22 protein-coding genes and 1 other RNA gene are annotated in these 24047 nt (G+C 59.6%); 12 read left to right on the plus strand and 11 right to left on the minus strand.

What is annotated here, in order from left to right:
• Positions 1–24 precede the first annotated feature (24 nt).
• From BDD14_RS20650 to BDD14_RS20660, 3 genes are all read right to left on the minus strand, one after another.
• Positions 25–534, minus strand: coding sequence for a phosphatidylglycerophosphatase A family protein (locus BDD14_RS20650; RefSeq protein WP_130420800.1), 510 nt, complete (start codon positions 532–534; stop codon positions 25–27).
• Positions 534–746: a DNA gyrase inhibitor YacG gene (locus tag BDD14_RS20655; protein WP_130420802.1), complete on the minus strand. Its 213-nt coding sequence runs from the start codon at positions 744–746 to the stop codon at positions 534–536. The genes BDD14_RS20650 and BDD14_RS20655 overlap by 1 nt, the downstream gene beginning before the upstream one ends.
• A gap of 68 nt (positions 747–814) precedes the next feature.
• Positions 815–1591 carry an SDR family NAD(P)-dependent oxidoreductase gene (locus BDD14_RS20660; RefSeq protein WP_130420804.1) on the minus strand — a complete coding sequence of 259 codons (777 nt, stop codon included), beginning with the start codon at positions 1589–1591 and terminating at the stop codon, positions 815–817.
• Between the two features lie 177 nt (positions 1592–1768).
• Between BDD14_RS20660 and BDD14_RS20665 the strand changes: the two genes are divergently transcribed.
• Both BDD14_RS20665 and BDD14_RS20675 read left to right on the plus strand, forming a co-directional pair.
• On the plus strand, positions 1769–2734 hold the full coding sequence (locus BDD14_RS20665) for a glycosyltransferase family 2 protein (RefSeq protein ID WP_130420806.1): 966 nt from the start codon (positions 1769–1771) through the stop codon (positions 2732–2734).
• A 289-nt stretch (positions 2735–3023) separates the two neighbouring features.
• A complete protein-coding gene (locus BDD14_RS20675; RefSeq protein ID WP_130420808.1) occupies positions 3024–3767 on the plus strand; it encodes a hypothetical protein in 744 nt (247 codons plus the stop codon).
• A 50-nt stretch (positions 3768–3817) separates the two neighbouring features.
• On the opposite strand, the gene rimO is transcribed toward BDD14_RS20675, so the two are convergent.
• The 6 genes from rimO to BDD14_RS20705 form a co-directional block, all read right to left on the minus strand.
• Positions 3818–5374, minus strand: a complete 1557-nt coding sequence (rimO, locus tag BDD14_RS20680; protein WP_423201807.1) for a 30S ribosomal protein S12 methylthiotransferase RimO — start codon at positions 5372–5374, stop codon at positions 3818–3820.
• A gap of 550 nt (positions 5375–5924) precedes the next feature.
• Entirely contained in the window at positions 5925–6476 is a 552-nt protein-coding gene (locus BDD14_RS20685) for a PEP-CTERM sorting domain-containing protein (protein ID WP_130420812.1), read from the minus strand.
• Positions 6477–7455: 979 nt separating this feature from the next.
• Entirely contained in the window at positions 7456–8919 is a 1464-nt protein-coding gene (locus BDD14_RS20690; RefSeq protein ID WP_130420814.1) for a GH1 family beta-glucosidase, read from the minus strand.
• A gap of 92 nt (positions 8920–9011) precedes the next feature.
• The gene (locus BDD14_RS20695) at positions 9012–10190 is read right to left on the minus strand and encodes an acyltransferase family protein (protein WP_130420816.1); all 1179 of its coding nucleotides are present in this window, start codon (positions 10188–10190) and stop codon (positions 9012–9014) included.
• Between the two features lie 197 nt (positions 10191–10387).
• Complete coding sequence (locus tag BDD14_RS20700) at positions 10388–10951, minus strand: DUF4136 domain-containing protein (protein ID WP_130420819.1); 564 nt, start codon at positions 10949–10951, stop codon at positions 10388–10390.
• A gap of 156 nt (positions 10952–11107) precedes the next feature.
• Positions 11108–12124 carry a pectinesterase family protein gene (locus BDD14_RS20705; RefSeq protein WP_130420821.1) on the minus strand — a complete coding sequence of 339 codons (1017 nt, stop codon included), beginning with the start codon at positions 12122–12124 and terminating at the stop codon, positions 11108–11110.
• 93 nt (positions 12125–12217) lie between these two features.
• On the opposite strand from BDD14_RS20705, the gene ffs reads away from it, so the two are divergent.
• The 4 genes from ffs (at position 12218) to BDD14_RS20725 (ending at position 15178) form a co-directional block, all read left to right on the plus strand.
• Positions 12218–12315, plus strand: an RNA gene (ffs, locus tag BDD14_RS20710) — signal recognition particle sRNA small type.
• Positions 12316–12672: 357 nt separating this feature from the next.
• Positions 12673–13689, plus strand: a complete 1017-nt coding sequence (locus BDD14_RS20715; RefSeq protein ID WP_130420823.1) for a beta-ketoacyl-ACP synthase III — start codon at positions 12673–12675, stop codon at positions 13687–13689.
• 137 nt (positions 13690–13826) lie between these two features.
• Entirely contained in the window at positions 13827–14462 is a 636-nt protein-coding gene (locus BDD14_RS20720) for a PadR family transcriptional regulator (RefSeq protein WP_130420825.1), read from the plus strand.
• A 17-nt stretch (positions 14463–14479) separates the two neighbouring features.
• Entirely contained in the window at positions 14480–15178 is a 699-nt protein-coding gene (locus BDD14_RS20725) for a DUF2306 domain-containing protein (RefSeq protein WP_130420827.1), read from the plus strand.
• A 99-nt stretch (positions 15179–15277) separates the two neighbouring features.
• Here BDD14_RS20725 and BDD14_RS20730 read toward each other — a convergent pair whose 3' ends face one another.
• Together BDD14_RS20730 and BDD14_RS20735 are read right to left on the minus strand one after the other, a co-directional pair.
• Positions 15278–16000, minus strand: a complete 723-nt coding sequence (locus tag BDD14_RS20730; RefSeq protein ID WP_130420829.1) for a YqaA family protein — start codon at positions 15998–16000, stop codon at positions 15278–15280.
• 68 nt (positions 16001–16068) lie between these two features.
• Positions 16069–17055 carry a menaquinone biosynthetic enzyme MqnA/MqnD family protein gene (locus BDD14_RS20735; RefSeq protein ID WP_242618091.1) on the minus strand — a complete coding sequence of 329 codons (987 nt, stop codon included), beginning with the start codon at positions 17053–17055 and terminating at the stop codon, positions 16069–16071.
• Here BDD14_RS20735 and BDD14_RS20740 point away from each other — a divergent pair.
• From BDD14_RS20740 to BDD14_RS20765, 6 genes are all read left to right on the plus strand, one after another.
• A complete protein-coding gene (locus BDD14_RS20740) occupies positions 16966–17157 on the plus strand; it encodes a DUF3565 domain-containing protein (protein ID WP_130420833.1) in 192 nt (63 codons plus the stop codon). The two genes, BDD14_RS20735 and BDD14_RS20740, sit on opposite strands and share 90 nt — an antisense overlap.
• Positions 17158–17222: 65 nt before the next feature.
• Entirely contained in the window at positions 17223–18020 is a 798-nt protein-coding gene (locus tag BDD14_RS20745; protein WP_130420835.1) for a hypothetical protein, read from the plus strand.
• Positions 18017–19123 (plus strand): mannonate dehydratase, encoded by a 1107-nt coding sequence (locus BDD14_RS20750; protein WP_130420837.1) that lies wholly within the window; start codon positions 18017–18019, stop codon positions 19121–19123. The genes BDD14_RS20745 and BDD14_RS20750 overlap by 4 nt, the downstream gene beginning before the upstream one ends.
• A 21-nt stretch (positions 19124–19144) precedes the next feature.
• Complete coding sequence (dprA, locus tag BDD14_RS20755) at positions 19145–20335, plus strand: DNA-processing protein DprA (RefSeq protein WP_423201761.1); 1191 nt, start codon at positions 19145–19147, stop codon at positions 20333–20335.
• Between the two features lie 281 nt (positions 20336–20616).
• Positions 20617–23490 carry a type I DNA topoisomerase gene (topA, locus tag BDD14_RS20760; protein WP_130420839.1) on the plus strand — a complete coding sequence of 958 codons (2874 nt, stop codon included), beginning with the start codon at positions 20617–20619 and terminating at the stop codon, positions 23488–23490.
• A gap of 27 nt (positions 23491–23517) precedes the next feature.
• Positions 23518–23937, plus strand: coding sequence for a DUF4760 domain-containing protein (locus BDD14_RS20765; RefSeq protein WP_130420841.1), 420 nt, complete (start codon positions 23518–23520; stop codon positions 23935–23937).
• The last annotated feature ends 110 nt before the right edge of the window (positions 23938–24047 follow it).

Raw genomic sequence — 24047 nt, forward strand, 5'->3', positions numbered from 1 at the left:
GCCAGCACAAGGACACAAAGAGCGTCAGACAAACAATCGGATAAGTTGAGCGCAGAGAAGAGCGAGCAGGCCGGCGGCGATGTCATCCATCATGATTCCCGTTCCTTCGGGCAACCTTTCGAGCTGACGAACTGGTGGCGGCTTCAGGATGTCGAAGAGGCGAAAGAGCAGCAGAGAGATAACCGCATGACGCCAGTCGGGCGAGATGGCGATCAGCGCAACGAGCTGCCCCGCAACCTCGTCGATGACAACGTGGCCGGGATCTTCCCGTCCGGACTCACGCGCGACGATGGTAGAGGCGCGGATGCCGATCAGGGTTACGACAATGGCGGCGATCGTCGTTCCGATCGCAAGCGCCAACCGCGATGGTGCAAACACATGGGCAGCGCCATACCAGAGCAACAGAGCTGCGACGGAACCATACGTCCCGGGACCTGGCTGTAGAAAGCCTGCGCCAAAGAAGGTTCCGAGCGCCCAGGCCCAGAGTGTTTTTTTCTTTGCCGGAGGATGAATCTGTTCGCTCGAGTTCGCCACTAGTTCACGTCGTCGTCGGAAGGCTTATTCCGCTGAGAGCGGGAGAGTTCTTCGAGCAGGTCAGGATCCTGGATGGGACTCGAAATTTTATAGTCGCCTGAGGCCCACTTGCCCAGGTCGAGCAGGCGGCAGCGATCGCTGCAGAAAGGGAAGTTCTCGTTGTCGATCAGGACAACGTCGCGGCAGGTCGGACAGAAGAGCGCTTTTGCCATGGCAGTTTCGATTGTAAATCTGGTTGCGGACGACTTGCATCTGCGGCGCTTGCCGTCCGCGAAGCTGTTTATACGATGGAGCGCAGCAGGCCGCCCTCAGCGCGTAGTGCAGCTCCGTTGGTGGCCGCAGAGAGCGGACTGGCGATGTAGGCGACGAGACTGGCGATCTCCTCGCTCTCGATCAGGCGCTGCAGCAGCGAGCTTGAACGGTGCTTCTCGAAGAACTCCTTCTCTGCCTGTTGCGGTGTGGGGTTGGGAGTGGAGGCGATCCTTTCAAGGAACTCGACGATACCTTCGGAGCGCGTTGGTCCCGGCAGGACGGTGTTGACGGTGACGGCCGTGCCCTTGGTCAACTCGGCGAGGCCCCGCGAGATGGCGAGCTGCGAGGACTTAGTGACGCCGTAGTGGATCATCTCGGGAGGCGTCATAATGCCCGACTCGCTGGAGATGAAGATGACTCGGCCCTGCTTGCGTTCCAGCATGCGAGGGAAATAATGGCGCGAGAGGCGAACTCCGTTGAGAACATTAACTTCGAAGATCTTGAGCCAGTCGGCGTCGGTGATCTCGGTGAAGGGCTTGGGCTCGTAGATGCCGAGGTTGTTGATGAGGATGTCGGTGTCGGGGACTTGCTGGATGAGTGCGTCTGCGCCTTCGGCGGAGGCAACGTCGGCCACGACAGTCTTCACGTTGCGGATGCCTTCGACAGCTTTGTCGAGCTTCTCTTTGCTGCGTCCGGGAACTGTTACCGTGACGCCTTCAGCAGCGAGTGCTTTCGTGATTGCGAGGCCGATGCCGGCTGAGCCTCCGGTTACGATTGCTGTCTTGCCTTTGAGCTGTAGGTCCACGGTGTCTCCTCTTGTGTCTGCCTTGCAGCGATGTACTTGATGTAGATGTCGTTGTCAGCGGGATGGATTCATCGGCCCGATCTGCATGTTCTTTTGGTGTGAACCCCTCCATTGATGGTTGGCGCATCCGTCGGAATCACGTAGCCTGAGGGCATCGACTGGCTCAAGGAATGTTCCATGGGGGCTCGCATGTCGTACCTGGAGAAGACAGGCCTGCCGGCTCTTACCGTTGTGATTCCTGTCTATAACGGAGAGAACTTTCTCCGCGAGACGCTGGAGAGCGTGCTTGCACAGTCGTACCCCGCTGTTGAGATCATCGTGGTTAACGATGGCTCAACGGATCAGACGCTTTTCGTTGCGAATGAGTTCGGCGACCGGATTCGTGTTCTCGATCGTGAGAACGCCGGTGTATCGGCCAGCCGGAACGCTGGAATCTCCACCGCCTCGACCGACTGGGTGGCGCTGGTGGATCATGACGATCTTTGGGAGAAAGAGCATCTGGCGAACCTCGCCCGCGCCATCGCACGCAACCCTGAAGCTGACGTCTGCTATACCGGGGGAAGAGAGCTGATCCCCGACCCCGTCACCGGAGTCTTTCATCCTGGAGAGCTCATGCCTTTCCCACCGGAGGTGGAGCTTCCCAGGATGCTGATGGAGCGATGCGCTTTCATTCCCAGCGCCACCGCGCTGCGCCGGTCCGCTGTGCTTGCGGCGGGAGGCTTCGATAGCCGCTATGTCAATCTTCAGGACTGGGAGTTATGGCTGAGGCTGTTTCACCGCGGAGCGAAGTTCATCCACACCCCGGAGCCGACGCTTCTGTACCGCGTGCATCCGGCCTCCCGCACCCATAAGGCGCTGCAAACTCTGAAGCATTCGGTGGCGGTGGTCGAGCAGCACGTTCTGCCCCATCTCTCCGCGTTGGAGCGGGCGACTCGCGGGCGCTGCATCATCAGCCGGCTGGAGGGAGAGGCTGCGATCCTGCTGCGTCAAAACGGCTCTCCCGGCGCTCTCGCCCTCATGCTGCGATCCATTGTGCGGCATCCCTTTCATGAGCCCAGGCGATACAAGATCGCCGCCCATATGCTGTTGCGGGGCTACCCTAAGGACGCGCAGAGGTTACTCCCTCCGCGCGACGCGCAGTAGGGTTACTCGAGGATGCGGGCGACGGCCCGGGTCTCTGACGGTGACGCCTTCGGGGCAAGAGGCTTCGTAATGGCGAGACTGATGCCTGCGTTTCCTCCGGTGACGATTGCTGTCTTGCCTTTGAGGGGCAGGTCCGATGGGTTCTCCTATTCTCCTTCCAGTCTCTGGATAAGAATGCACCATCAAATACCGGACTAAACATCTAGTTTAATCCTGTGTGCGTCTAATGAGTGCGAGGTGTCTTATGTTTACAGCATGGACTTCCGCTCATAGAAGGTGTGCCAGTGTTGTGTTCTTGCTTGCGTCGCTCTCAGCTTTGGTGGAAACAGGGGCTTCGCAGCAGAGCAGAGCAGTAACTGAGTTGCAGCCGTTGGCGTCTGGTATTACCCTGCCGGTACAGCTCGGCAGGACGCTCAGCGCGGGCAAGGTAAAGGCGGGAACCGTTTTTTTTGTTACGACGACGCAACGCGTTCCGGTCTCTGCGAGTGCTTACCTCAATCGCGGTGCGAAGGTCCGGGGTGAGGTGGTGACGTCCGAAGCCGGGAATGGGACTGCAGCGCATCCTTCCATGCTGATCATCCGGTTTACGGAGTTGAGTTATCGGGACAAGACGGTCCCGGTAGACACAAGGGCGATTGCGGCGGCCCACTTTATGCACGTCGGTTACACGTTTCTCCCGACGAGCGGCGGTGGGGATAACGGCAACGCCAGCCAGGCAAGCTGGAACACCCGGCAGGTTGGTGGCCATGAGGTCAACCGGTCGGGCTGGGTCGGAGATGTGAGCAACACGATGATGCAAAAGGTCGGCTATGCCGATTACCACGGTGTCTACAGTTTGCCGGTCAGTCTCAATGGTGTGATGGTGCCTCGAGCGATGGGCGTCTTTTCGACGACCGCCAAGGGGCTCTATGGATACGATCCGGAATCCCAGATGGAGTCATCAGGTGGACTGATCAGGATCACGAATCCGAACGAGCGTGCTGTGATCCGGAATCAGGATCAGTTGCTGCTTGAAGTTGTTTCCACTCGTTAGTTAGCTGCCGTTCTCAAGTGCGAGGTGCGGTACGTTTGGGTGCAGACTAACTACTCGATGATGCGGGCGACTACGTCGTAGTCGTGGGACTCGGTGATCTCGGCGCGGTAGAAGGTACCTCGCACGAGTTCTTCGTGGGGTCCGAAGTCGTTGATGAAGACCTTGCCGTCGATCTCGGGGGCGTGCTGGATGGTGCGGCCCTCCCAGAGAAGCTCGGTCTCTTCGGACTCGCCTTCGATGAGGAGGTCAATTTCGCGGCCTACCCACTCGGCTTTCGCCTTCGCGCTGATCTTCTGCTGGAGCTTCATCAGCTTGCGGCGGCGGCCCTGGATGGTGCGCTCGGGGACCTTGAGTTCGGCGTTGAGTTCGAAGGCCTTGGCGCCCTCTTCGTCGGAGTAGGTGAAGACTCCGAGCCAGTCGATGCGCGCGGCCTTGATGAAGGCTTCGAGTTCCTTGTAGTCCTCTTCGGTCTCGCCCGGGAACCCCACAATGAACGACGTCCGGATGACGATGCCGGGGACTGTGCGGCGCGCCTTCTCGATGAGGTCGAGGAAGATCTGTGCGTTGCCGCCTCGCTTCATGCGTTTGAGAACACTGGCGCTCGCGTGTTGCAGCGGAACATCGAGGTACTTCGCGATGTTGTCGTGGCGCGCCATCGTTTCGAGCAGTCGCGTCGTCACCTTGTTGGGGTATGTGTAGAGGAAGCGGAGCCACTTGAGGCCGGGCAGCGCGGCGAGTGCTTCGAGCAGTTGCGCGAGACCGTCGGTGAGTCCGAGGTCTTCGCCGTAGCAGGTTGTGTCCTGGCCGATGAGCGTAATCTCGCGGACGCCCTGTGCGATGAGGTTCTCGGCCTCGGCGACGATGGAGGACATGCGGCGAGAGCGGAACTTTCCGCGAAGCTGCGGGATGATGCAGAAGCTGCAGGGATGATCGCAACCTTCAGCAATCTTGATGTAGGCGCTCGACCGAGGTGTCGAGAGGATGCGCGGCGTTTCGTCGGAGTAGAGGTACTCGGGCAGTGCGGCGGTGGCTCCGTCCCAGGCTTCGCGGGAGAAGCGGCCTTGTTTTTCCCGCAGGTCGCCTTCGGCGCGGAAGGAGACCGCAGATCCTTCGGCTGCGGCTGCGCCTCCGCTCGGGATGACACCTTTTTTTTTACCGAGTTCTTTTGCGTGTTCGAGCTGGAGTTGTGTCCCTTGCTCGGTGGGGTGCGAGTGCTGGTGGACGGCACTGTGGGCCCGGGCGGCGAGCGCCTGCGGGTGAATGTTGGACTGCGGCAGGATGTTGAACGGCGAGTCCTGTGGAGCGGATTTCGGGGTCAGGCCGGCGGCGTTCAGGATGGCCTCCAGCTCTCCGGTTCCGACGACGGCGTCGACCTCGGGGATGTTTCTCCGGATCTCGTCGCGGTAGCGTTCGACCAGGCAGCCGGCGACGATGAGGCGCTGGGCTCGTCCACCGTTGGCCTGCTTGTGCTGAACCATCTCGAGGATGGTGTTTACGGACTCCTGCTTGGCGGAGTCGATGAAGCTGCAGGTGTTGACGACGAGGATCTCTGCGTCTTCGGCGTTGGGTGTGAGCTCGCCTCCAGCGGAGTGGAGCAGGCCCATCATGACTTCGGAGTCGACCAGATTCTTGGGGCAGCCGAGAGAGACGAAGCCAATCTTTGGCCGCGGGAAGCCGGCTTCAGCCTGCGGATGAGTCTCAGTTGTCGCCGGAAGAGTCACAGCCTCTAAGTTTAGCAGTTTTCCGCGGTTCGTGGGGCGGCGACCCCTTCCCCAGAAATGCGTCAAAATATTGATTCTGAATAACTTAGTTCCGGACCTGCGTATAAAGCTCCATGTTTTATGGATGAGATGACGGTAAAATATTCAAAACAAAGGGTATATATCTTCCATCCGCTCGCGGTGCTCTCGTTCTGTTCTTTATTTCTATTTTACCGAGGCGGACTCATCGTTTCGGCATTTTTCCTGATACTGCAAGTCGTTTATTTTATGAGGTTTATTTGTGTTCCGCGAGGACGCCGGGCTTGACACGAGGAGCGGGTTAAAGAAAGTCACCCATCGAGGTCGCCCTCGATGGGTGGATCGTACCGGAATCAATTGCTTGAGACCTATACGGTGGACGTGCATACCGAATCAGGAGATCAAGACAAATTTGCAATTACGACAGGCGACGCTTGAGGGCTCCTGCAGCGCCGATGAGACCGGTGCCGAGCAGCATGAGGGTGGAGGGCTCAGGAACAGCCGAGGGGTTGCTGACCGCCGTGGCGGAGAAGGTTACAGCTCCGGTCGCCTGAGTGGAGAAGAAAAGGTTGGCGAGAGTGGGATCGAATCCAGCGGCGGTGATGGTGCCGGTTCCGGTGAAGTTGCCGAAGTTGCCGGTGTGGTCACTTACGACAGAGTCAAGCGTGAAGGTTAGGAGGGTGCTTCCGCTGCCGAAGACGAGCGAGGCAGAACCGGGAACGTAGCTGGCATAGTTGATGGGCGAGGTGATGATGCCAGCCTCACCGGCGGTGAGAAGGGTCGTGAAGTCGCCCATAATGGTGCTGGCTGCGCCTACATTGATGGTGTTGGGGGTAAAGTCCAACGAGCTTCCGTTATCGGTGACAGCCGTACCCGTAACGGAGAACTGACCGGTGATAGGGGTGGCATGCAGCGCCGGAGCAACTGCAAGGGCCGCGAGTACAACGAGAGAAGACAAGAATTTCTTCACAGAGTAAATCTCCTAAAGGACGAAAAGTTGATCGCGCAAGAACTGGTTGAGTGTTGCTGGTAAGTAGTAGATGCCCCTAAAGTTGTATTGCCTAGACTGAAAGATTTTTCTGACTAATGTGCAATAAATTGCGCGTGCTGCGCCGCCCAATATCTGTGCGGATATCGAGAGATAGAGCAGGGGCAAACACCACCTTAAAATTTTTTAAAGCATGCAAAACACTGCATGTTAAACGGGCAAAACCGGCCGATTATCGATCTAAACGTTGATCGTGTATCAGTTGCAAGAGGGCTCGGTTTCGGCCCCAATCCCGCGTCCCGAGCGCAGATCATGATCTTTCGGAGAGTCTTGTTCGGATTCCGATAAAGCGCGTGCATGCGCGATGAAGTTGAATCGTATTGCACGGGACGGAAGTGCCTGTGGTTTCAGCGGAAAGGATCTTTCGTGGCGCCTTATTGAGCAAGGCTTTGGCTGACGACTGTTCCAAGGCAGGAAGGCCGGGCCAAGGCTTACGCGTCCGCTTTGCTCACGGGTGTCGGTCTGAATGGATCTGCCGAAGGGGGATAGCTGAACGTTGCCAAGCCGGCTCGATGACGCCGTAATGATGTTTCTACTCCAAATGTTTGAGTAAGCGCGCTCATCTTCACGAGTGCTTTTCATAGCCTCGATCATCCTTGTACAGGCCAGACGAACCGCAGGTCCTTCGACTGCACCTCTCGCGATGAGGCTGCGAGAGGCTTCGCTCAGGATGACACGCGGATCCAGGCGAACCGCAGGTCCTTCGACTGCACCTCTCGCGATGAGTTTGCGAGAGGCTTCGATCAGGATGACACGCGGATCCAGACGAACCGCAGGTCCTTCGGCTGCGCCTCTCGCGATGAGGCTGCGTGAGGCTTCGCTCAGGATGACACATGGATGTAGTTGTGATGCGCTTTCAACGGCTGGCTGTAGGTGCGATGCGTCTTCAGCGAGGGAGGAACTAGGCGAGACCGTTTCGTGCGATGACTTCTTTATAGAAGTGCGCGCTCAGCTTGGGCGTGCGCTTCTGCGTTTTGAAGTCGACGTAGTGGATGCCGAAGCGATAGGCGTAGCCGTCGGCCCACTCGTAGTTGTCCATGAAGCTCCAGCAGAAGTAGCCCTTGACGGGAACGCCCTCGGAGACTCCGCGGTGGAGTTGGGTGAGGTAGTTGCGGAGGTACATGACGCGGTCGGTGTCGTAGACGTGGCCGTCGGGGGTGAGGACGTCGGTGGATGAGGCTCCGTTTTCGGTGATGTAGATCTCTTTGACTCCCCAGATCTCGGCGATGAGCTTGGGACCCCAGTAGAGGCCCTGCGGGCCGACGCGCAGCCAGGGGCTCATCATGTGCGGGTAGGAGGCTGGAGCCGGGACCACGGCGTAGCCGGCAGGTGCGCTGTCGGCGCGGACCCAGGTGGTGGTGTAGTTGTTGAGGCCGACGAAGTCGATGGGGGAGCCGATGGCCTTCATGTCGGCGGCGGTGAACTTTGGCGCGTTGGCTCCGTGGTGGGCGAGATAGGCGTCGGTGTACTTGCCTTCGAGGACGGCGGTCAGGTAGCCGGCGTTCTCTTCGCGCGTGGCCTTGCGGGCTGCGGCGATGTGTTCGGCGGTCTCGATGACAGGAGCACAGGCTTCGGCGTTTTCGGCGAGGCCAACTTTGACTCCCGGCTTCGCGTGAGCGCGGATGGCCTGAACGCCGAGGCCGTGCGCGAGGACAGCGTGGTGGCGCACCTGATTGACCTTCGCGACGGAGAGCTTGAGGCCGGGTGCGTGGCGGCCATCGCGGTAGCCGATGTCGACGAAGGACTTCATCTCGTTGAGGGTCATGAAGTGCTTGACGCGGTCGGAGAGATGCTGGGCGACGTAACCGGCATACGCGGCGAAGGCCTCGGAGGTATCGCGGGACTGCCAGCCGCCCTTGTCTTCGAGGGCCTGGGGGAGATCCCAGTGGAAGAGGGTGCAGTAGGGCTGGATGCCGTTGGCGAGAAGCTGGTCTACGAGGCGGCTGTAGAAGTCGATGCCCTTGGGGTTGGGAGCTCCGGTTCCGTTGGGGAAGATGCGCGGCCAGGCGACGGAGAAGCGGTAGGTCTTGAGGCCGAGGGCCTTCATGAGCTGCACATCTTCTTTGTAGCGGTGGTAGTGGTCATTGGCGACGTCGCCGGTGTCGCCGTTGTTGGTCTTGCCGGGAGTGTGGGAGAAGGTATCCCAGATGGAGACGCCGCGGCCGTCTTCCTTGACCGCGCCTTCGACCTGATAGGAGGCTGTGGCCGATCCCCAGAGGAAGCCCTTGGGGAAGAGGTGAGGAGCCGGGGCGGTGGAAGGAGTATCGGCAGGGGCTGCGGCAGCGAGGGCGGGAAGAGCGGAGGGAGCGAGGGCGGCGGAGCCGAAGAGCTTCGCGAATTCACGTCTGGAAAATCGATTTAGCACTGGGTATTTCCCCTTGTTGAGGTGTGGAGGAAGTGTAGACGTTTCGAGCGACGGGTGCCAAGCGGATGGGCTTGTCTGGCCCTTTGTTGGAGTCAGACCTGAGCGGGGATGGCTGGTTCCGGTGCGCTTGCAGCGCCAGCAGCCTTGCGGCGAATCGTGCGGTTCATGGGTTCGGAATAAAACGCGGCCACGAGCGATCCAAGGACACCTGCGCATCCGATGGTTGTGATGAAAAGCAAGGGCACGACTTGAAGGGGCTTGCCGAGATGCACGAACATCTCGAAGAGAGCCATGACGACGAACACATGAGTCAGGTAGATCTCGTAACTGTTGCGGCCGAGGATGAGGAGGGGAGACAGCAGACGTGGAGCTCTCCAGGATGATTGTGTGGCGGCGGCGATGGTCAGGCTGGTCCCGATGGCCAGCACGGTCATATTCAATCCGTTTCTTCCCAGGCCCCAGGTGTAGGCCTTTATGGAGAAGCACAGGCTGAAGGTCAGCAATGCGAAGCCGGCAATTCCGCTGAGCCTGATGGATGGCCTTGAGAGGCGCTTGTTCGAGAGAAGGAGGGCGGTCAGGCAGCCGAGGGCGATGGCGTCCATCCCTCCCAGGTAGGAATACTCTCGCCACACCGGATTGGGATTGAAGGCTCGGGCTCGCGCGAAGGGGCCTACGATGACGAAGAGCATCAGCAGGGGGATCAGGAGTTTTTTGGTTCGCAGAAGACGAACGGCGAGAGGAAAGAAGAGATAGAACATCTCCTCGACGGAGAGCGACCAGAGGATGTCCCAGCTGGCGGGGAGATAATCGCGCGTTGCTTCGAGGAGATTGATGTGAAAGGTGAGTGCAGCGAGAAGTGCGCGGCCCAGTCCGCCAGTCTTTGGTGAGACAACGTAGCCAGTCACATGCGCGAGATGCAGGCCGCTCAAGATGCAGAGCAGAAGAAGCAGCAGCGGTGCGATGCGGGCAAAGCGCAGGACGTAGAAGTCTTTTACGGAGAGCGCGTGGAGCGATCCCCAGCGCCGGATGCTGGTGGAAGTGATCAGGAAGCCGGAGATCACGAAGAACATCTGCACGCCAAACTGGCCGTTCCACACGAGGGAAGAGACGAGCTGCGGGGAAAGCCCTTTCGTGTAGGGAACCTTCGCGGAGAGCAGACGCATGTTGACGTGGTTCATCAGGACGAAGAGGATCGACAGTCCACGCAGGAGATCGACGCCGTCGATTCTGCCCCAGTCTCGAGTCATGCTGGTGGTTGGAGAGGAGCGCATCGTCTCCGTATCTTACGGGAGCTTCTTTGCGGGAAGGTATTGTTTTGCCCGCCGGGCGGATATCGGATGCGACCAGGAAGGGCGCTCTCCGGAGAGTGGGGGCAGGAAAGACAGGGCCTCGCTGTAAGAGTGGCCCTGTCATCTTCCAGAGTTCGGGTTCGCCGGGAGAACGAGACGGGAATGTAATCCGGTGCGGGTTATTTGGGGGGAGGGGGAGGATAGTTTTTCAGCAGCTTTGTAACTGCCTTATCGAGATTTTTCTGGCGCTTATCAGGTTTTGCCTTCGGGTCGAGGGTTTTGCTCGCAACCCCTCGCCAGACGAGATCCTTCTGAGTCACGTCATACATATCCAAAGCCAATTGTCCGTTGTAAATCGTTGAGGTTTGACCGGTGGACATTCCTCCACCCGCGCCATACCATCCTCCACGGCCCCAGCCTGGACCATAGCCCCAACCGCCGCTGTCGAAGGAGGTGTATTGCTTCTCGGTTGAGACGGCGACCTGGTAGGCGACGAAGAGATCGGCGTTATCTCCCTCGACCTTACTCAGGCCCTTGGTTGCCAATGCAGAATCAAACGAAGCCTTGATCTGTTTGTCGATGAGGTCGTCTACCTGTTGTGCGTCCTTGAGCGTGACCCATTTGTAGGTTTTGAACTTGGAGAAATCGGTACCCTTGTCGAAGTTGTACCGAACGTCCTGGCCAAAAGCGCTGCTCGCGACCATGAGCAACAGGGCCAGACAGAGGAACGAAATCCTTTTCATACCCAGTCTCCTATCTGTATTTCCTAGACCAGCAATCCTGGATCAGCTTCGAGTTGATATCGCCAACGCGAATGGTAGCGGCTGCAACGATAGCCGGAAACTGTTAATTATGCCAGTGGGCACTTTTAGAGAACCTGAATTCTTTCGCGCTGAATCTCAGGGGAGGTTTTTTGCTTCGGCGATGGGGTCCCAGTGGTCCTGGCCGGAAAGAAAATTCTGCGGAAGAAACTGGTTTGCCTGCTGGGAGGTGAGTTGGTGGGACCAGGGGACGCGGGCGGTGAAGTTGGCCCCGGGGCCGGAGTTGCCGAATTCGGCGAAGAAGGCGGTCTGCTCGTTGGAGGCCTTGCCCCAGTTGTCCCAGCCCTGCGGGGCGAGGGTGACTGGCAGCTCGGTGTGGATGTAGACGACGCGCGAGTAGGGCCGCCAGGGACGGCCGAGGAAGAAGTGCTTGCCGGCGAGCGCGGCATCGTCGGCGGTGACGCGGCTGTTGACGATGACATAGCCGGTGGATTGGTCGGCGCTGGTTCGCGACTGCGCGGTGAGGAAGCCGGGGGAGAGCTCGTGGAGCTCGCTGCGGTCGAAGACGGCCTGAGCGTTGCCGAAGATGAAGTCGACGGTGCCTTCGATGTAGGTGTCGAGGTAGTACTGGCGGCCGTAGTCGGCGAAGAGGGTGTCCTGGTGGCCGAGGATGCGGCAGTGTTTGAAGATGGCGCGGTCGGAGCGGACGGCAATGGCGACGGCCTGACCGGTGTTGCCGGCGGTGTTCTCGAAGGTGAGATTGTCGGCCTCGAAGCCAGGGGCGTCGACGCGCACGGTCTCGGTGAAGAAGGTTCCGCCTGCCTGTTTGGCGTTGAGAGAGTTGCTGATGACGACGTCTTCGGGGTTTTTGCCCATGCCGACGAAGGTGATGTTGGAGTGGTTCTGGGTGACGATGACGCGCTCGTGGTAGGTGCCGGGCTCGATCTCTATATAGACGCGGCCGGGCTTCCCATCTTTGCCGCGAGCGGGGCCGGCGAAGGGGTGATGGTCCATGGCCATCTGGATGGTGGGAAACTCGGTGGTGCCTTCGATGCCGGTCTTGACGCTCTGCGCGACGCGGACATGGACGTCCTGCGCGAGGGAGGCCCATGGACATAGGGACGCGGCGAGGAGAAGTGGCAGAACCAATCGCATGGGTGAAAAGAGTATCAGGGTAATGAGCGGGTTGGGAATGAATGGTTTACGCCGATTTTGGGTGTGGATTTCCGGATGTTAGAATGAGACGTGTGCCGGGTCCTACGCGACGTAATCCCGCCAACCCCGCCAGGTCCGGAAGGAAGCAACGGTAACGGGTCATTACGGGCGCAGTAGGTCGCCCGGTACATTTTTTATGCCTCATGGAAACTGGATCTCGTTTTCCGGAATGGTGCACTGGGCGTCGCGTCGCATTTTTACGCTCACTCGCGCGGCATAGGTGCTGTAAGGAATGCAACGAATCCCCCGTACGTCATTTGTGCATCACGACCTGTTCGGCGAACGGCGAAGGTGGAGGCACCTTCACGAGGACAACCGGCAGCGGTCCCTTCTCTCTTCCATGGAATGATTCGAAGTGGATCGGAGAGAGGTGCGTCCAAAGTGCGGAGGCGTGCGTCATGAAGTGACAGGCTGTGACTTCTTAGCGAGAATAGTTGGCATTGCAAGAATTTGCGAATTCAGTATTACCCAGAGATTGAGGTGAAGGTTTGAGTCTGACGTTGAAGCCGCGGACACAGGGGCGGGCAAAGATCACTTCGGTAGGAGCATATGTTCCACCACGGTTGTTGACGAATGCAGACCTGGAAAAGATGGTCGAAACCAACGATCAGTGGATTGTGGAGCGCACGGGAATCCGCGAGCGGCACCTGGTGGATAAGGGCGTGGCGACGAGCGATCTGGCGGTTGAGGCGGCGAAGTGCTGCCTGGCCAAGCGCGGCGTGGATGCCAGTGAGATCGAGGTCATTATCGTCGCGACCGTGACGCCGGATATGCTGTTTCCGGCCACGGCCTGCCTGGTGCAGAACAAGCTGGGAGCGAAGAGCGCGTGGGGATTCGACCTGTCGGCGGCGTGTTCGGGGTTTCCGTATGCGCTGCAGGTGGGAGCCAAGCTGATCGAGAGCGGGATGCACAGGAAGGTTCTGGTGATCGGGGCCGACGTCATGAGCTCGATCATCGACTATACCGACCGGACAACGTGCGTCATCTTCGGTGACGGCGCGGGCGCGGTGCTGCTGGAGCCATGCGAAGAGGGCGAGGTGGGCCTGATCGACTACTGGCACGAGATTGATGGATCGGGCGCGGTAGCGCTGAATATGCCGGGAGGCGGAAGCCTGCATCCGTCAACGGTTGAGACGGTGGCGGCGAAGATGCACTACGTTCATCAGGACGGGCAGGCTGTTTACAAGTTCGCAGTGCGCAAGATGGCCGAGGCAGCGGAGACGGTGCTGAGCCGCAATGGAGTGGCTGGAAGCGAGTTGTCCTGCTTTATTCCGCACCAGGCGAATCGACGCATCATTCTTTCGACGGCGGAGCGACTGGGACTGCCGGAGGAGCGTGTGGTGATCAACATCGATCGCTATGGGAACACGACGGCTGGAACCATTCCGTTGGCGATGCACACTGCCCTCGAAGAGGGAAGGATGAAGAAGGGCGATCTGGTGCTGTTGGCCAGTGTAGGCGCTGGCTTTACCGTAGGGGCGACCTTGCTGCGGTGGGAGTTCTAACGGGCGTAGCTCCAGACCGAGACAGATGGAAGCGGACCTTTCGGGGTCCGTTTCTTTTTTGCATGTCGGCGGAATTTTACGGAACTGTGACGAGTGACCTTGCGTATAGATATCTGCCAGATATATATCTTGCAGATATGAAGAGAAAGACCACAGCTGCGAAAGCGGAAGATCGGACCGGGACAGCAACGCCGGATGCGTTGCTGGGTGTGTTGAGTATGGCGCCGATGTCCGGCTATACGATCCGTTCGGTCATTGCGCAATCCATCGGGAACTTCTGGAACGAGAGCTACGGCCAGATTTATCCGGCGCTGAAGAAGCTCACCGCGGAGGGGTTGGTGCAGAAGAAGACGGAGCGCCAGAAGGGACGGCCCGACCGCAATGTGTATTCGCTGACGGGGAAGGGAAGGGAACGGCTAAAAGAGTGGGTGATGGTGCCGGCGGCTGCTGAGGTTCCGCGAAATGAGCTGTTGCTGAAGTTATTCTTCGGGGGCCATGCGCCCGTGAGTGCGAGCCGGGAGAGTGTTGCGGCGTTTGTTGCGACGCAGCAAGAGGCAGTGGCGAGGTATTCGGAGATCGCAAAAGAGGTGCGGCGGGAGCGGCCGGACGATCCGCAGGCTCGTTTCTGGCTCATGACGGTGAGCTATGGCCGCCATTACAGCGAGGCTCTGGTGAAGTGGGGCAGAGAGACGTTGAAGGAACTGGATGCGATCGACAGCGGAGTCCGGAAAAAGACTTCGGGCAGGAAGAGATCCACGCGATTGAAGCAATAGACGTCATGGAGGATGCGATGCACGGACACGGATTGGATCCATTGTGGGTAAAGGCATTTTTGACGATTCATATCGCAGCAGGAACGATGTCGTTTCTGCTGGCCCCGATGGCGCTGGCGACGGCCAAGGGCGGCAGGCAGCATAAACGCTGGGGCATGGTGTACCTGTGGTCGATGGGTGCGGTGGCGGCTACGGCGGTGCCGATGGCGTTCTTCTTCCCGGTACGGTTTCTGGCGCTGGTGGCGGTCTTCAGCTTCTACCTGGCGTTTGCCGGATATAGGGTTTTGCGGTTGAAGGATCTGGCTCGCGGCGGAAGCGCCGAGCCGATCGACTGGATCGCAGGGGTGATTACGCTGGCCGTGAGCGCACTGCTGGTGTGGCTGAGCGTGTTCCGTCCAGCTTCGATCGAGGTGATTCCGGCGGTGGGAGCGGTCTTCGGGTTTATCGGAATCGGCGCAGCGATGAGGCAGATGATCTCGTTCGTCTACAAGCCGAAGGAGAAGATGTTCTGGTGGTACGGACATCTGGGCAACTTCATTGCCAGCTATATCGCAGCGTGGTCGGCGTTCAGCGTGGTGACCCTGGGGCAGGTGCTTGGGAACACCTGGTACCTGTGGCTGTGGCCTTCGATCGTGGGTGTACCGGCTGTGGCTGCGACGACGGCGTATTACAAGCGGAAGTTTGCGCCGAAGAAGAGGAGCGAGGCTGTGGCGTAACGCAGACCTGCTTTCTATTTCGAACGCCGTGATGCAACGCAAAAGACCAACGGTTGAGATCCCCCACCTTTCGAGAGGACGGCGGTCGTATCTCTCCAGCTACGCGGCCGTCTTGCCCTGGGGAGCAAGGTCTTGCGGAGCCACGACGCTCCGTGAGGCCTTGTAAAGCTGCCAGAAGGCGATGGCGCAACTGGCGAGGATGATGCTCCAGGTAGCGACGAGAAGTGTGGTCGCGTACTTTTCCGAGAGTTGATTCCAGAGGCGAAGGATGGATCTGCCGTAGTAGAGGCCGAGCCCGGCGGCGATGATGTGCCTTACGGTGCGACTGAGGATGAAGGCCCAGAGAAATTTGCGTTGCGACATTTTGAGGGCTCCCGCTGCAAGGACGAAGGGAGCCAGGGGCATGGGCGGGGGAAGTAGGGCGGGAAGCGCGACGGCAAGGATGGCATGACGCTCCATCCAGTCGCGGACCAGCTTGAAGATGCGTGGAGGCACGCGCTTTTCGAGGAAGGCGATGCCTCCGGACTTGCCGACGCGATAGCTGAGATAGCCTCCAATCGCCGACCCGACGGAGGCTACGATGACGAGCAGAAACCAGTTGGCGTGGCGGGCAGCCATCAGTACGAGCATGATGTCGGTGACGCCGGGGATGGGCAGCGGAATGAAGGACGAATCGACGATAGAGACGAGGAACAGGCCGAAGGGTCCGAAGGTGAAGAGGAAGTGCATCAGCGGAGAGCGATGCGAGGTGGGAGCCACGACTGTGCGCGCGGCGCGAGCCGCGAATTCAGCCACAATCGAAGTGGCAGCCGTGGTGGTCATACAGGATATGACGCTCCGGAGCCATGCCAGGTCGCGTCGGCCGGCGAAAAACCGTGCTGGAGGGTGGTTTAGAGGAAACGGAGGGTGGGAAGCGGGGGCAATATGCCGGATTCGGCGGCGTAGCGGCGGAAGAGCTGGATGGTGCGGATGCAGTCCGGGGTTAGGGTATACCGGATGTTTACCGAAAGGTAATGGTGGATGGTGGCAGAGGAAATGGCGATGCGCGGAGTCCACTCGCGGACCAGGTCGTCGATGTGGGCGAGTCCGTGGTCGCGCGAGCCGATGAGGTCGTCGGTGATCTGGGCTGTGGTGAGATGGCTGACGGAGAGGGCTTCGGGACGGACGGCCCAGACGGCGGCGACCCAGGGAAGGCCGGTGCGGGTGTGCCACTCGTGCGCCACGTCGAACCACTGGCATGGGCCTACGGCTTCTTCGATCTGCTGGCGGGATTCGAGCGCGAGCAGGGCGGGGTCGCCGATGAGCAGGGCGGCGTCGGCTTGGTGGAGCATCGCGATGGGATCGGCGGGGGCGGTGAGGAACTGGGGCTCGGTGTGGAGGAAGTTGCGGAAGAGGATCTCGACGTAGGCGCGGGAGCTGCGGGAGGCGTTGTCTGCGGCGACGGTGCGGACGGTCTCGAGCCTGTGCGGGCTTTTTACGATGAGCTGGATGGAGCGAACGCGATCGAACGAGGCGATGGTGCAGCCGGGCACGATGGCGAGCTCGGGCGTGAGTGAGGCGATGGGGATGAGGCCGAGGTCGGCGCGGCCGGCGAGGAGCTCGTCGGCGCAGAGAGCGGGGAGCGTGTAGTGGAGCTGGTAGCGCTGGGCAAGTGCGGAGGAGAGCGGTGGGTGCTCGAAGTCCCACATGAGAGGAGCCGGATTGAGGAAGTTGATGGCGGCTACGCGGACGGGATGGAGTGAAGTGCCCAAAGATCTACTGTAGAAGATGCAGCGAGGAGCAAGAGGATGCAGCGTGCGATCATCGGCTTCCATCAGGACGAAGAGAACCACTGGGTGGCGGAGCTGGAGTGCGGGCATGGACAGCATGTGCGCCATGATCCTCCCTGGATGATTCGAGAGTGGGTGACTACGGAGCAGGGCCGGGTTTCGCGGACGGGGACACAACTCGAATGTCGGCGATGTGACGAGGAACAGTAAGTTTCTGTTTGGACCCTGACGGAAGGGTTGTAGGATTTCATGGGCGTGCGCGAGGAGCCGACACGATGGATGGACTGACCCGAATTGGCCGCCTGCTGTATGCCGTGGCGATCGTCTTCTTTGGACTGCAGTGCATAGGCTCGGGAAGTGGAAGAGGGCCCGTGCCTGCGGCGGGGCCTCCGTGGGTGCAGACGCAGCGGGGTCTGGCGCTGCTGTTTGGGTGCGCCCTGATCGCGGCGGGAATGTGCCTGGTGTTGCGTTGGTATGGACGGGCTGCGGCAAACACTCTTGGAGTGGGAATCCTGTTGCGAGGGCTGGTGATTTATCTGCCAACGCTGCTGGCGAGTCCGCGGGATCCAAGGCCGTGGACGAGTCTGTTTGAGCTGGCCGCGATGGGAGGGGCCGCTTTGGTGATCGCCGGAACCTTTCCATCGGAGGCAGCCGGGCAGCGCAGAGGCTCGCAGTGGTTGCTGGTGGAGACAGGCCGATGGCTGTTTGCGGTATCGTTGGTCGTCTTCGGAATCCAGCACCTGATGTACTCGAAGTTCGTGGCGGCGCTGATCCCTGCCTGGATTCCGGGACATCTTTTCTGGACGTACTTTACGGGGATCGCGTTCCTGCTGGTGGCTGCGAGCCTGGTTTCGAGGATACAGGTGCGGTTGTCCGCGGGTCTGCTGGGCCTGATGTTTCTGCTGTGGGTGATCCTGTTGCATATCCCGAGGGTCGCAAAGGTTCGGGGGTTTAGCGGAAACGAGTGGACGAGCCTGTTTGTTGCGTTGGCGATGTGCGGAGCCTCGTTCGTATTGAGCGAGGCGCTGCAAGAGAGATGGAAATCGAGTGTGAGGTCGAACGGGAAGTCATGAATCGTCGAAGGTTTCTTTCTACAACGGGCGCGACAGCGCTGGTGTTGGGCTCCGGGGCTCAGGAGTCGTTTGCGGCCGCCGCGCCGAAGTCTGCGAAAACTCCGAAGGCGATGATGAAGCTCGGCTGCCAGAGCGCGCCGACGACGGATGCTCATCTGAAGTACCTGGCGCGATATGGGGTGAAGCATATCTGCGGGTATCCGGAGACGTCGGAGGGCCGGATCGCCTCGACCGTCGATGAGCTGAGCCGGATGCGGGATCTGGCGGAGAAGAATGGCATCGAGATTGTATGCGTCGGGCCGCCGATCCTGGAGTCGAGCTACATCGATCGCGAGAAGCACCCGGCCATCATGCTGGCGAAGAGTCCGGAGCGGGACCGCGATATCGAACAGCTGCAGATGCTGATTCGCAACTGCGCCCGCGCGGGGCTGCCTTCGATCAAGTACAACATGAGCATCCTTGGGGTGCTGCGGTCGGGCAGAGTGCAGGGACGCGGCGACGCGAGCTACAGCCAGTGGAAGCTCGCGGAGGCGCACCCGAAGACTCCGCTGACGATTGCGGGACATGTGGATGCGGAGGCGTTCTGGGAGAGGATTACGTTCTTTCTCGATCGCATGATTCCGGTGGCGAACGAGTACAAGATTCGCATGGCGTGTCATCCGCAGGACCCGGGAGTTCCACCGGAGGGCTACCAGGGTGTGGATCGGGTGCTGGGGACGGTAGACGGGTTGAAGAAGTTCGTTGCGATTCGGGAGAGCGAGTATCACGGGCTGAACTTCTGCCAGGGGACGGTTTCGGAGATGCTTGCGGACCCGGGAACCGAGATCTTCGACGTGATTCGCTACTTCGGCACGCGGAAGAAGATCTTCAACGTTCACTTCAGGAACATCCGCGGTCACCGGAATGATTTTGTAGAGGTGTATCCGGATGAGGGCGATGTGGACATGTGGAAGGCGATTCAGGTCTACAGGGAGATCGGCTATCCCTACATGCTGATGCCGGATCATGTTCCTGTAGCCGAGAGCGACCCCCAGGGGTTGCAGTCCTTCGCTTACTGTTATGGGTATATCCGTGGATTGATCCAGGCCGTGTCGCAGACCTAAGGCGGCAGGAAGAGGAACGAATTGAAGTTGGGCCAGCAGGAAGAGGGAGTGGCGGAGGGAGTCCGGGCAGAGGCGCAGCTGGCGTGGCTCGCGCTGGTGTTGACGCCGGCGATGGGGATGACGCGGACGTGGAGGGTGATGCGGCAACTCGGAGAGCCGGAGCGGCTCTTCGATGCTTCCCTGACCGAGCTTGAGGGGCTGGGTATGCCTGCCCACTCGGCGCAGTTTGTCTTTGATGGAAAGGCGCGAGCCGTTGCCGAGGACGAGTGGACCCGGGTGGCGGCGAGTGGTGGAGCGATCCTGACGCCGGTCGAGGCGGCGTATCCGAATCGTCTGCGCGAGATCTACGATCCTCCGGCGGTGCTCTGGATTCGGGGCGATGTCGAGCTTCTGTCTCGGCCAGGAATCGCGGTGGTGGGAACGCGTCATCCTTCGCCCTATGGCGCCGGCATGGCCGAGATGCTGTCGCGCGATCTTGCGGCGCGAAGGCTGACTATATTAAGCGGAATGGCTCGCGGGGTGGATACGGCGGCTCACAAAGGAGCGCTTGAGGCCCGCGGAAAGACGGTCGCGGTATGGGGCACGGGAATCGATGTGATCTACCCGAAGGAGAATAAGCGGCTGGCCGAACAGATCGTGGAAAGCGGCGGCACGATCGTGAGCGAATACCCCCTGGGCACGTTCCCGGCCCCACAGAATTTTCCCATCCGGAATCGCCTTTTGAGCGGAATGAGCGTGGGGGTCCTGGTCATCGAGGCGGCCGAACATAGCGGTACCCGGATTACGGCCCGGCTGGCGATGGAACAGAACCGCGATGTCTATGCGGTTCCGGGAAACGTAACCAACAAGAACGCATGGGGTCCGAATACGCTGATCAAGCAGGGAGCGAAGCTGACGGCGACCTGGGAGGACGTCTGGGAGGACCTGGCATCGGAGATCCGGCTGCAACTTGAAGACGAAATTGGGGTTAGCGCTAACAGTGAATCGAAAGACCAGGAATCCGCATCCTTATTTAGCGAAACGAGGCTTTCGAATCATGAACGCATGGTTCTGGACCGGCTAAGACAGGACGAATCGATCCAGCTGGATGAGCTGATCGAGCGCCTGGAGGGCGAGCTCGGATCGGCGGAGATCTTTACGGCATTGTTCGAACTGGAGTTGGCGGGACGCGTGAGGCAGCTTCCGGGAAAGAACTATATCCGGACCATGTGAGCGAACTCCCGGGAAGGCCGGCAAGCGGTGGAAAACTTTTTGTACAGCATGGCTAAGTAAGCCTGTCCGTTGACTTAGAGCAAGGGCTCTCGGGATGCTGCGTGTTACTCGAGTCGGTCCAAGGTGATGACTTTTTGGAACTGACTTCGTCTGTTGGGAATTGTGAGGGGATGACGTATCCGGCGAACCGTGTTAGGTTCGCAAGGGAATCCTCGCAAAACAGAGAAGGATCGATGGAACCTCCCGCTTCGTCGGGATGCTCTGGGGAATGAAGGGAAGAAATGGCTAAGTCACTCGTGATCGTAGAGTCGCCGGCAAAGGCGAAGACGATCAATAAATATCTCGGCAGCGACTACGTGGTGGAGGCCTCGCTGGGCCACATCATGGACCTGCCCAAAAACGACATTGGCGTGGAGCTGAAGAGGAGAACCTTCGAGCCGACGCTGATCGTCTCTCCTGGCAAGGAGAAGGTCGTCGACCGCCTGAAGAAGCTGGCGGCGAAGGCGGATGCCGTCTATCTGGCGCCCGACCCGGACCGCGAGGGCGAGGCAATTGCGGCGCATCTTTCGATGCAGCTGATGCCGGTGATGAAGGACAAGAAGATGCTGCGGCGGGTGACCTTTAATGAGATCACCCAGAAGGCTGTAAGGGCCGCGTTCGAGCAGGCTCGCGATGTGGACGAGAATCTGGTGGACGCGCAGCAGACGCGCCGGGTTCTGGACCGGCTGGTGGGCTATCAGATCTCTCCTTTGCTGTGGGACAAGGTTCGGCGCGGGTTGAGCGCGGGCCGAGTACAGACCGTGGCGCTACGGCTGATCGTCGAGCGCGAGCAGGAGATCAACGAATTCAAGCCGGTTGAGTACTGGACGATCGACGCGGATCTTCTGCCCGGAGGGGGCAAGCAGGGATTCACGGCTCGTTTCGTCGGTGTGAACGGCGTGCCTTCACGTGTGGCCAACGGAGTGGACGCCGATGGCAAGGAGCAGTTTCTTGCGAATGCCCTGCCGGACCACGATGCGGTGGACGAGGTTGTTGGTGAGCTGAAGAACGCAAAGTGGAGCGTGCGCTCGGTCGAGAAGAAGGAACGCCGGAACAACCCGAAGGCTCCGTTTACGACCAGCAAGCTTCAGCAGGAGGCCGCGGGACGGCTGGGGTTCAATGTTCGGCGCACGATGGGTGTGGCGCAGCGGCTGTATGAGGGCGTAGAGATTGGGTCCGAGGGAACGATCGGTCTGATCACGTACATGCGTACCGACTCGACGCGAGTCAGCCCGGATGCGATTGCGGAGGCGCGTGAGTTTATCGGCAAGCTGGGCAATCAATATCTTCCAGCCAAGCCTAACGAGTATGTCGGCAAGAAGCAGGTACAGGCGCAGGATGCGCACGAGGCGATCCGGCCGACGTCGGTGGAGTTCACTCCGGATTCGATCCGGCGCTACCTCTCCGACGAGCAGTATCGGCTCTACAAGCTGATCTGGCAACGGTTTGTTTCCAGCCAGATGACGCCTGCGGTCTTCGACCAGACGACCGTGGAGATCGAGGCGAAGGCGAAGCTGAGCTATGACTTCCGTGTAAGCGGAAGCGTCCTGAAGTTCGATGGGCACCTGAAGTTCGAAGAGGAAGAGAAGCGGGCGCGTCTGGCAGCCAAGGGGAAGGCAGCCAAGGAAGAAAAACAGACGCTGCGCGCTGGGCAGGGCGAGTCCGAAAAATCTGAGGGAGCTGAGGGAGAGGACGAGACGGAGCGCAGGCTTCCAGAGTTGACTACTGGCGAAGCGTTGAAGCTCGAGAAGCTCGATCCCCAGCAGAAGTTTACGCAGCCTCCTCCGCGCTACAACGAGGCGAGCCTGGTGAAGACCCTGGAAGAGAAGGGCATCGGACGCCCTTCAACCTATGCGTCCATCATTAATACGATCCAGGACCGCGATTATGTGAAGAAGATCACGGGACGATTTGTGCCGACCGAGATCGGGATTGTCGTCACCAAGCTGCTGGTGAAGAACTTCCCTTACATCTTCGACACGCAGTACACGGCTACGCTCGAAGGCGAGCTGGACGCCGTGGAAGATGGGCAGGAGCGCTGGACCGATCTTTTGAATGGCTTCTATGACCACTTTGAGAAAGAACTCAAGGTCGCCGAGAAGAGCATGGAAGATATCAAGCGGATGGAGGAGCCGACCACTGAGATCTGCGAGCAGTGCGGCTCTCCGCTGATTCTGAAATGGGGCAAGTTCGGAAGCTTCTTTTCCTGCTCCAACTTCACCAAGACCAAGCCGATGAATGTTGCGGCAGGGCCGTGGAAGAAGGATTCTAAGGCCGTGGTGAAGAAGATCACGTCCGCTTTCACCTTCCCGATGACGGTGAAGGCGATGACGGAAGATGTTACGGACTTCAGCCGTGAAGCGGCGGATGCGAAGGAGCTTGCTGCCGCAATCAACGAGGCGCAGGGTAAGGGCAAGAAGATCACGGTCGAGACCTTCAGCTGCGACTTCACCAAGGAAAACTACGCGGCGAAGCCCGACCTGAGCGCGCCGGGAGCCGACGAGGTCGCGGAAGAAGAGTTCTGCGACAACTGCGGACGCGTCATGGTGCTGCGTAATGGACCGTGGGGGCCGTTTATGGCGTGCCCCGGCTACAACGAGGATCCACCCTGCAAGACGATTCGCAAGCTGAGCCAGAAGGTGCAGCAGAAGCCTCCGGTGCAGCTGGAGGAGAGCTGCCCGAAGTGCGCAAAGCCGCTGCTGCTGCGGCATGGGCAGTATGGCGAGTTCATCAGCTGCAGCGGATACCCGAAGTGCAAGTACATCAAGCAGGAGCTGCTGGAGGTGAAGTGTCCGAAGGATGGCGGCGATATCGCGGTCCGGAAGACGAAGCGCGGCGATGTCTTTTACGGCTGCGTGAACTATCCCAAGTGCGATTTCGCCTCGAACCAGAAGCTGATCAGCGAGACCTGCCCGAAGTGCGATAGTGCATATCTGCTCGAGGTGGCTAACGACAAGGGAACATTCTGGGTGTGTCCGAATAACCATGAGGCTCTGCCGAAGCGACGGAAGAAGAAGGGGGACAAGGAAGAAGAAGCAGCTCCGAGTGCCCCGCCGTGCAGCTACGAGAAGCTGGTTGCTGATCCCGTGGCGAAGCCTGAAGGCGAAGCGGCCTGACAGCACTTTTAAGAAGAGGAAGAGTGGATGGCGACTGCGTCTGACGCGGAACTGATATTGAAGCTGTACGAGATGCGTCGTGAGGAAACCCTGCGAAGGTCGCGACGCTTCATGGTCTTCGACTTTCAGCCGAAGACGCTGGAGGAGCTGCGAGCGGTCTCGCGAGATGTAGGCTCGCAGCACAACGCCGCCTGGAGGCAGGTGCTGGGCTATTGGGAGATGGCAGCCTCGCTGGTGCTCCGCGGCGCGCTGGACCCGGATCTCTTCTTGGATTCGAACGGCGAAGGCATCCTGATCTACGCCAAGTTCCACCACTTTCACGCGGAGACGGAGAAGCAGTCGGGACATCCGTTTATGCGGCACACAGCGGCCCTCATCGAACGATTTCCGGAGGCCGCCAGGCTGCACGAAGGATTTCAGCGATCGCTAGGGCTTACGAAGGGATAACCGGCGGTATACCGCTTTTTCTTTTTTGCATCATTTCTGTTACAACTACTCAGTAGTAGTCTATGGGGTCTGGTGTACTGTGCCGCCCACTAAATTGGGCAGCGTTGCTG

This window comes from Edaphobacter modestus (genome assembly GCF_004217555.1).
GTDB classification, from domain to species: domain Bacteria; phylum Acidobacteriota; class Terriglobia; order Terriglobales; family Acidobacteriaceae; genus Edaphobacter; species Edaphobacter modestus.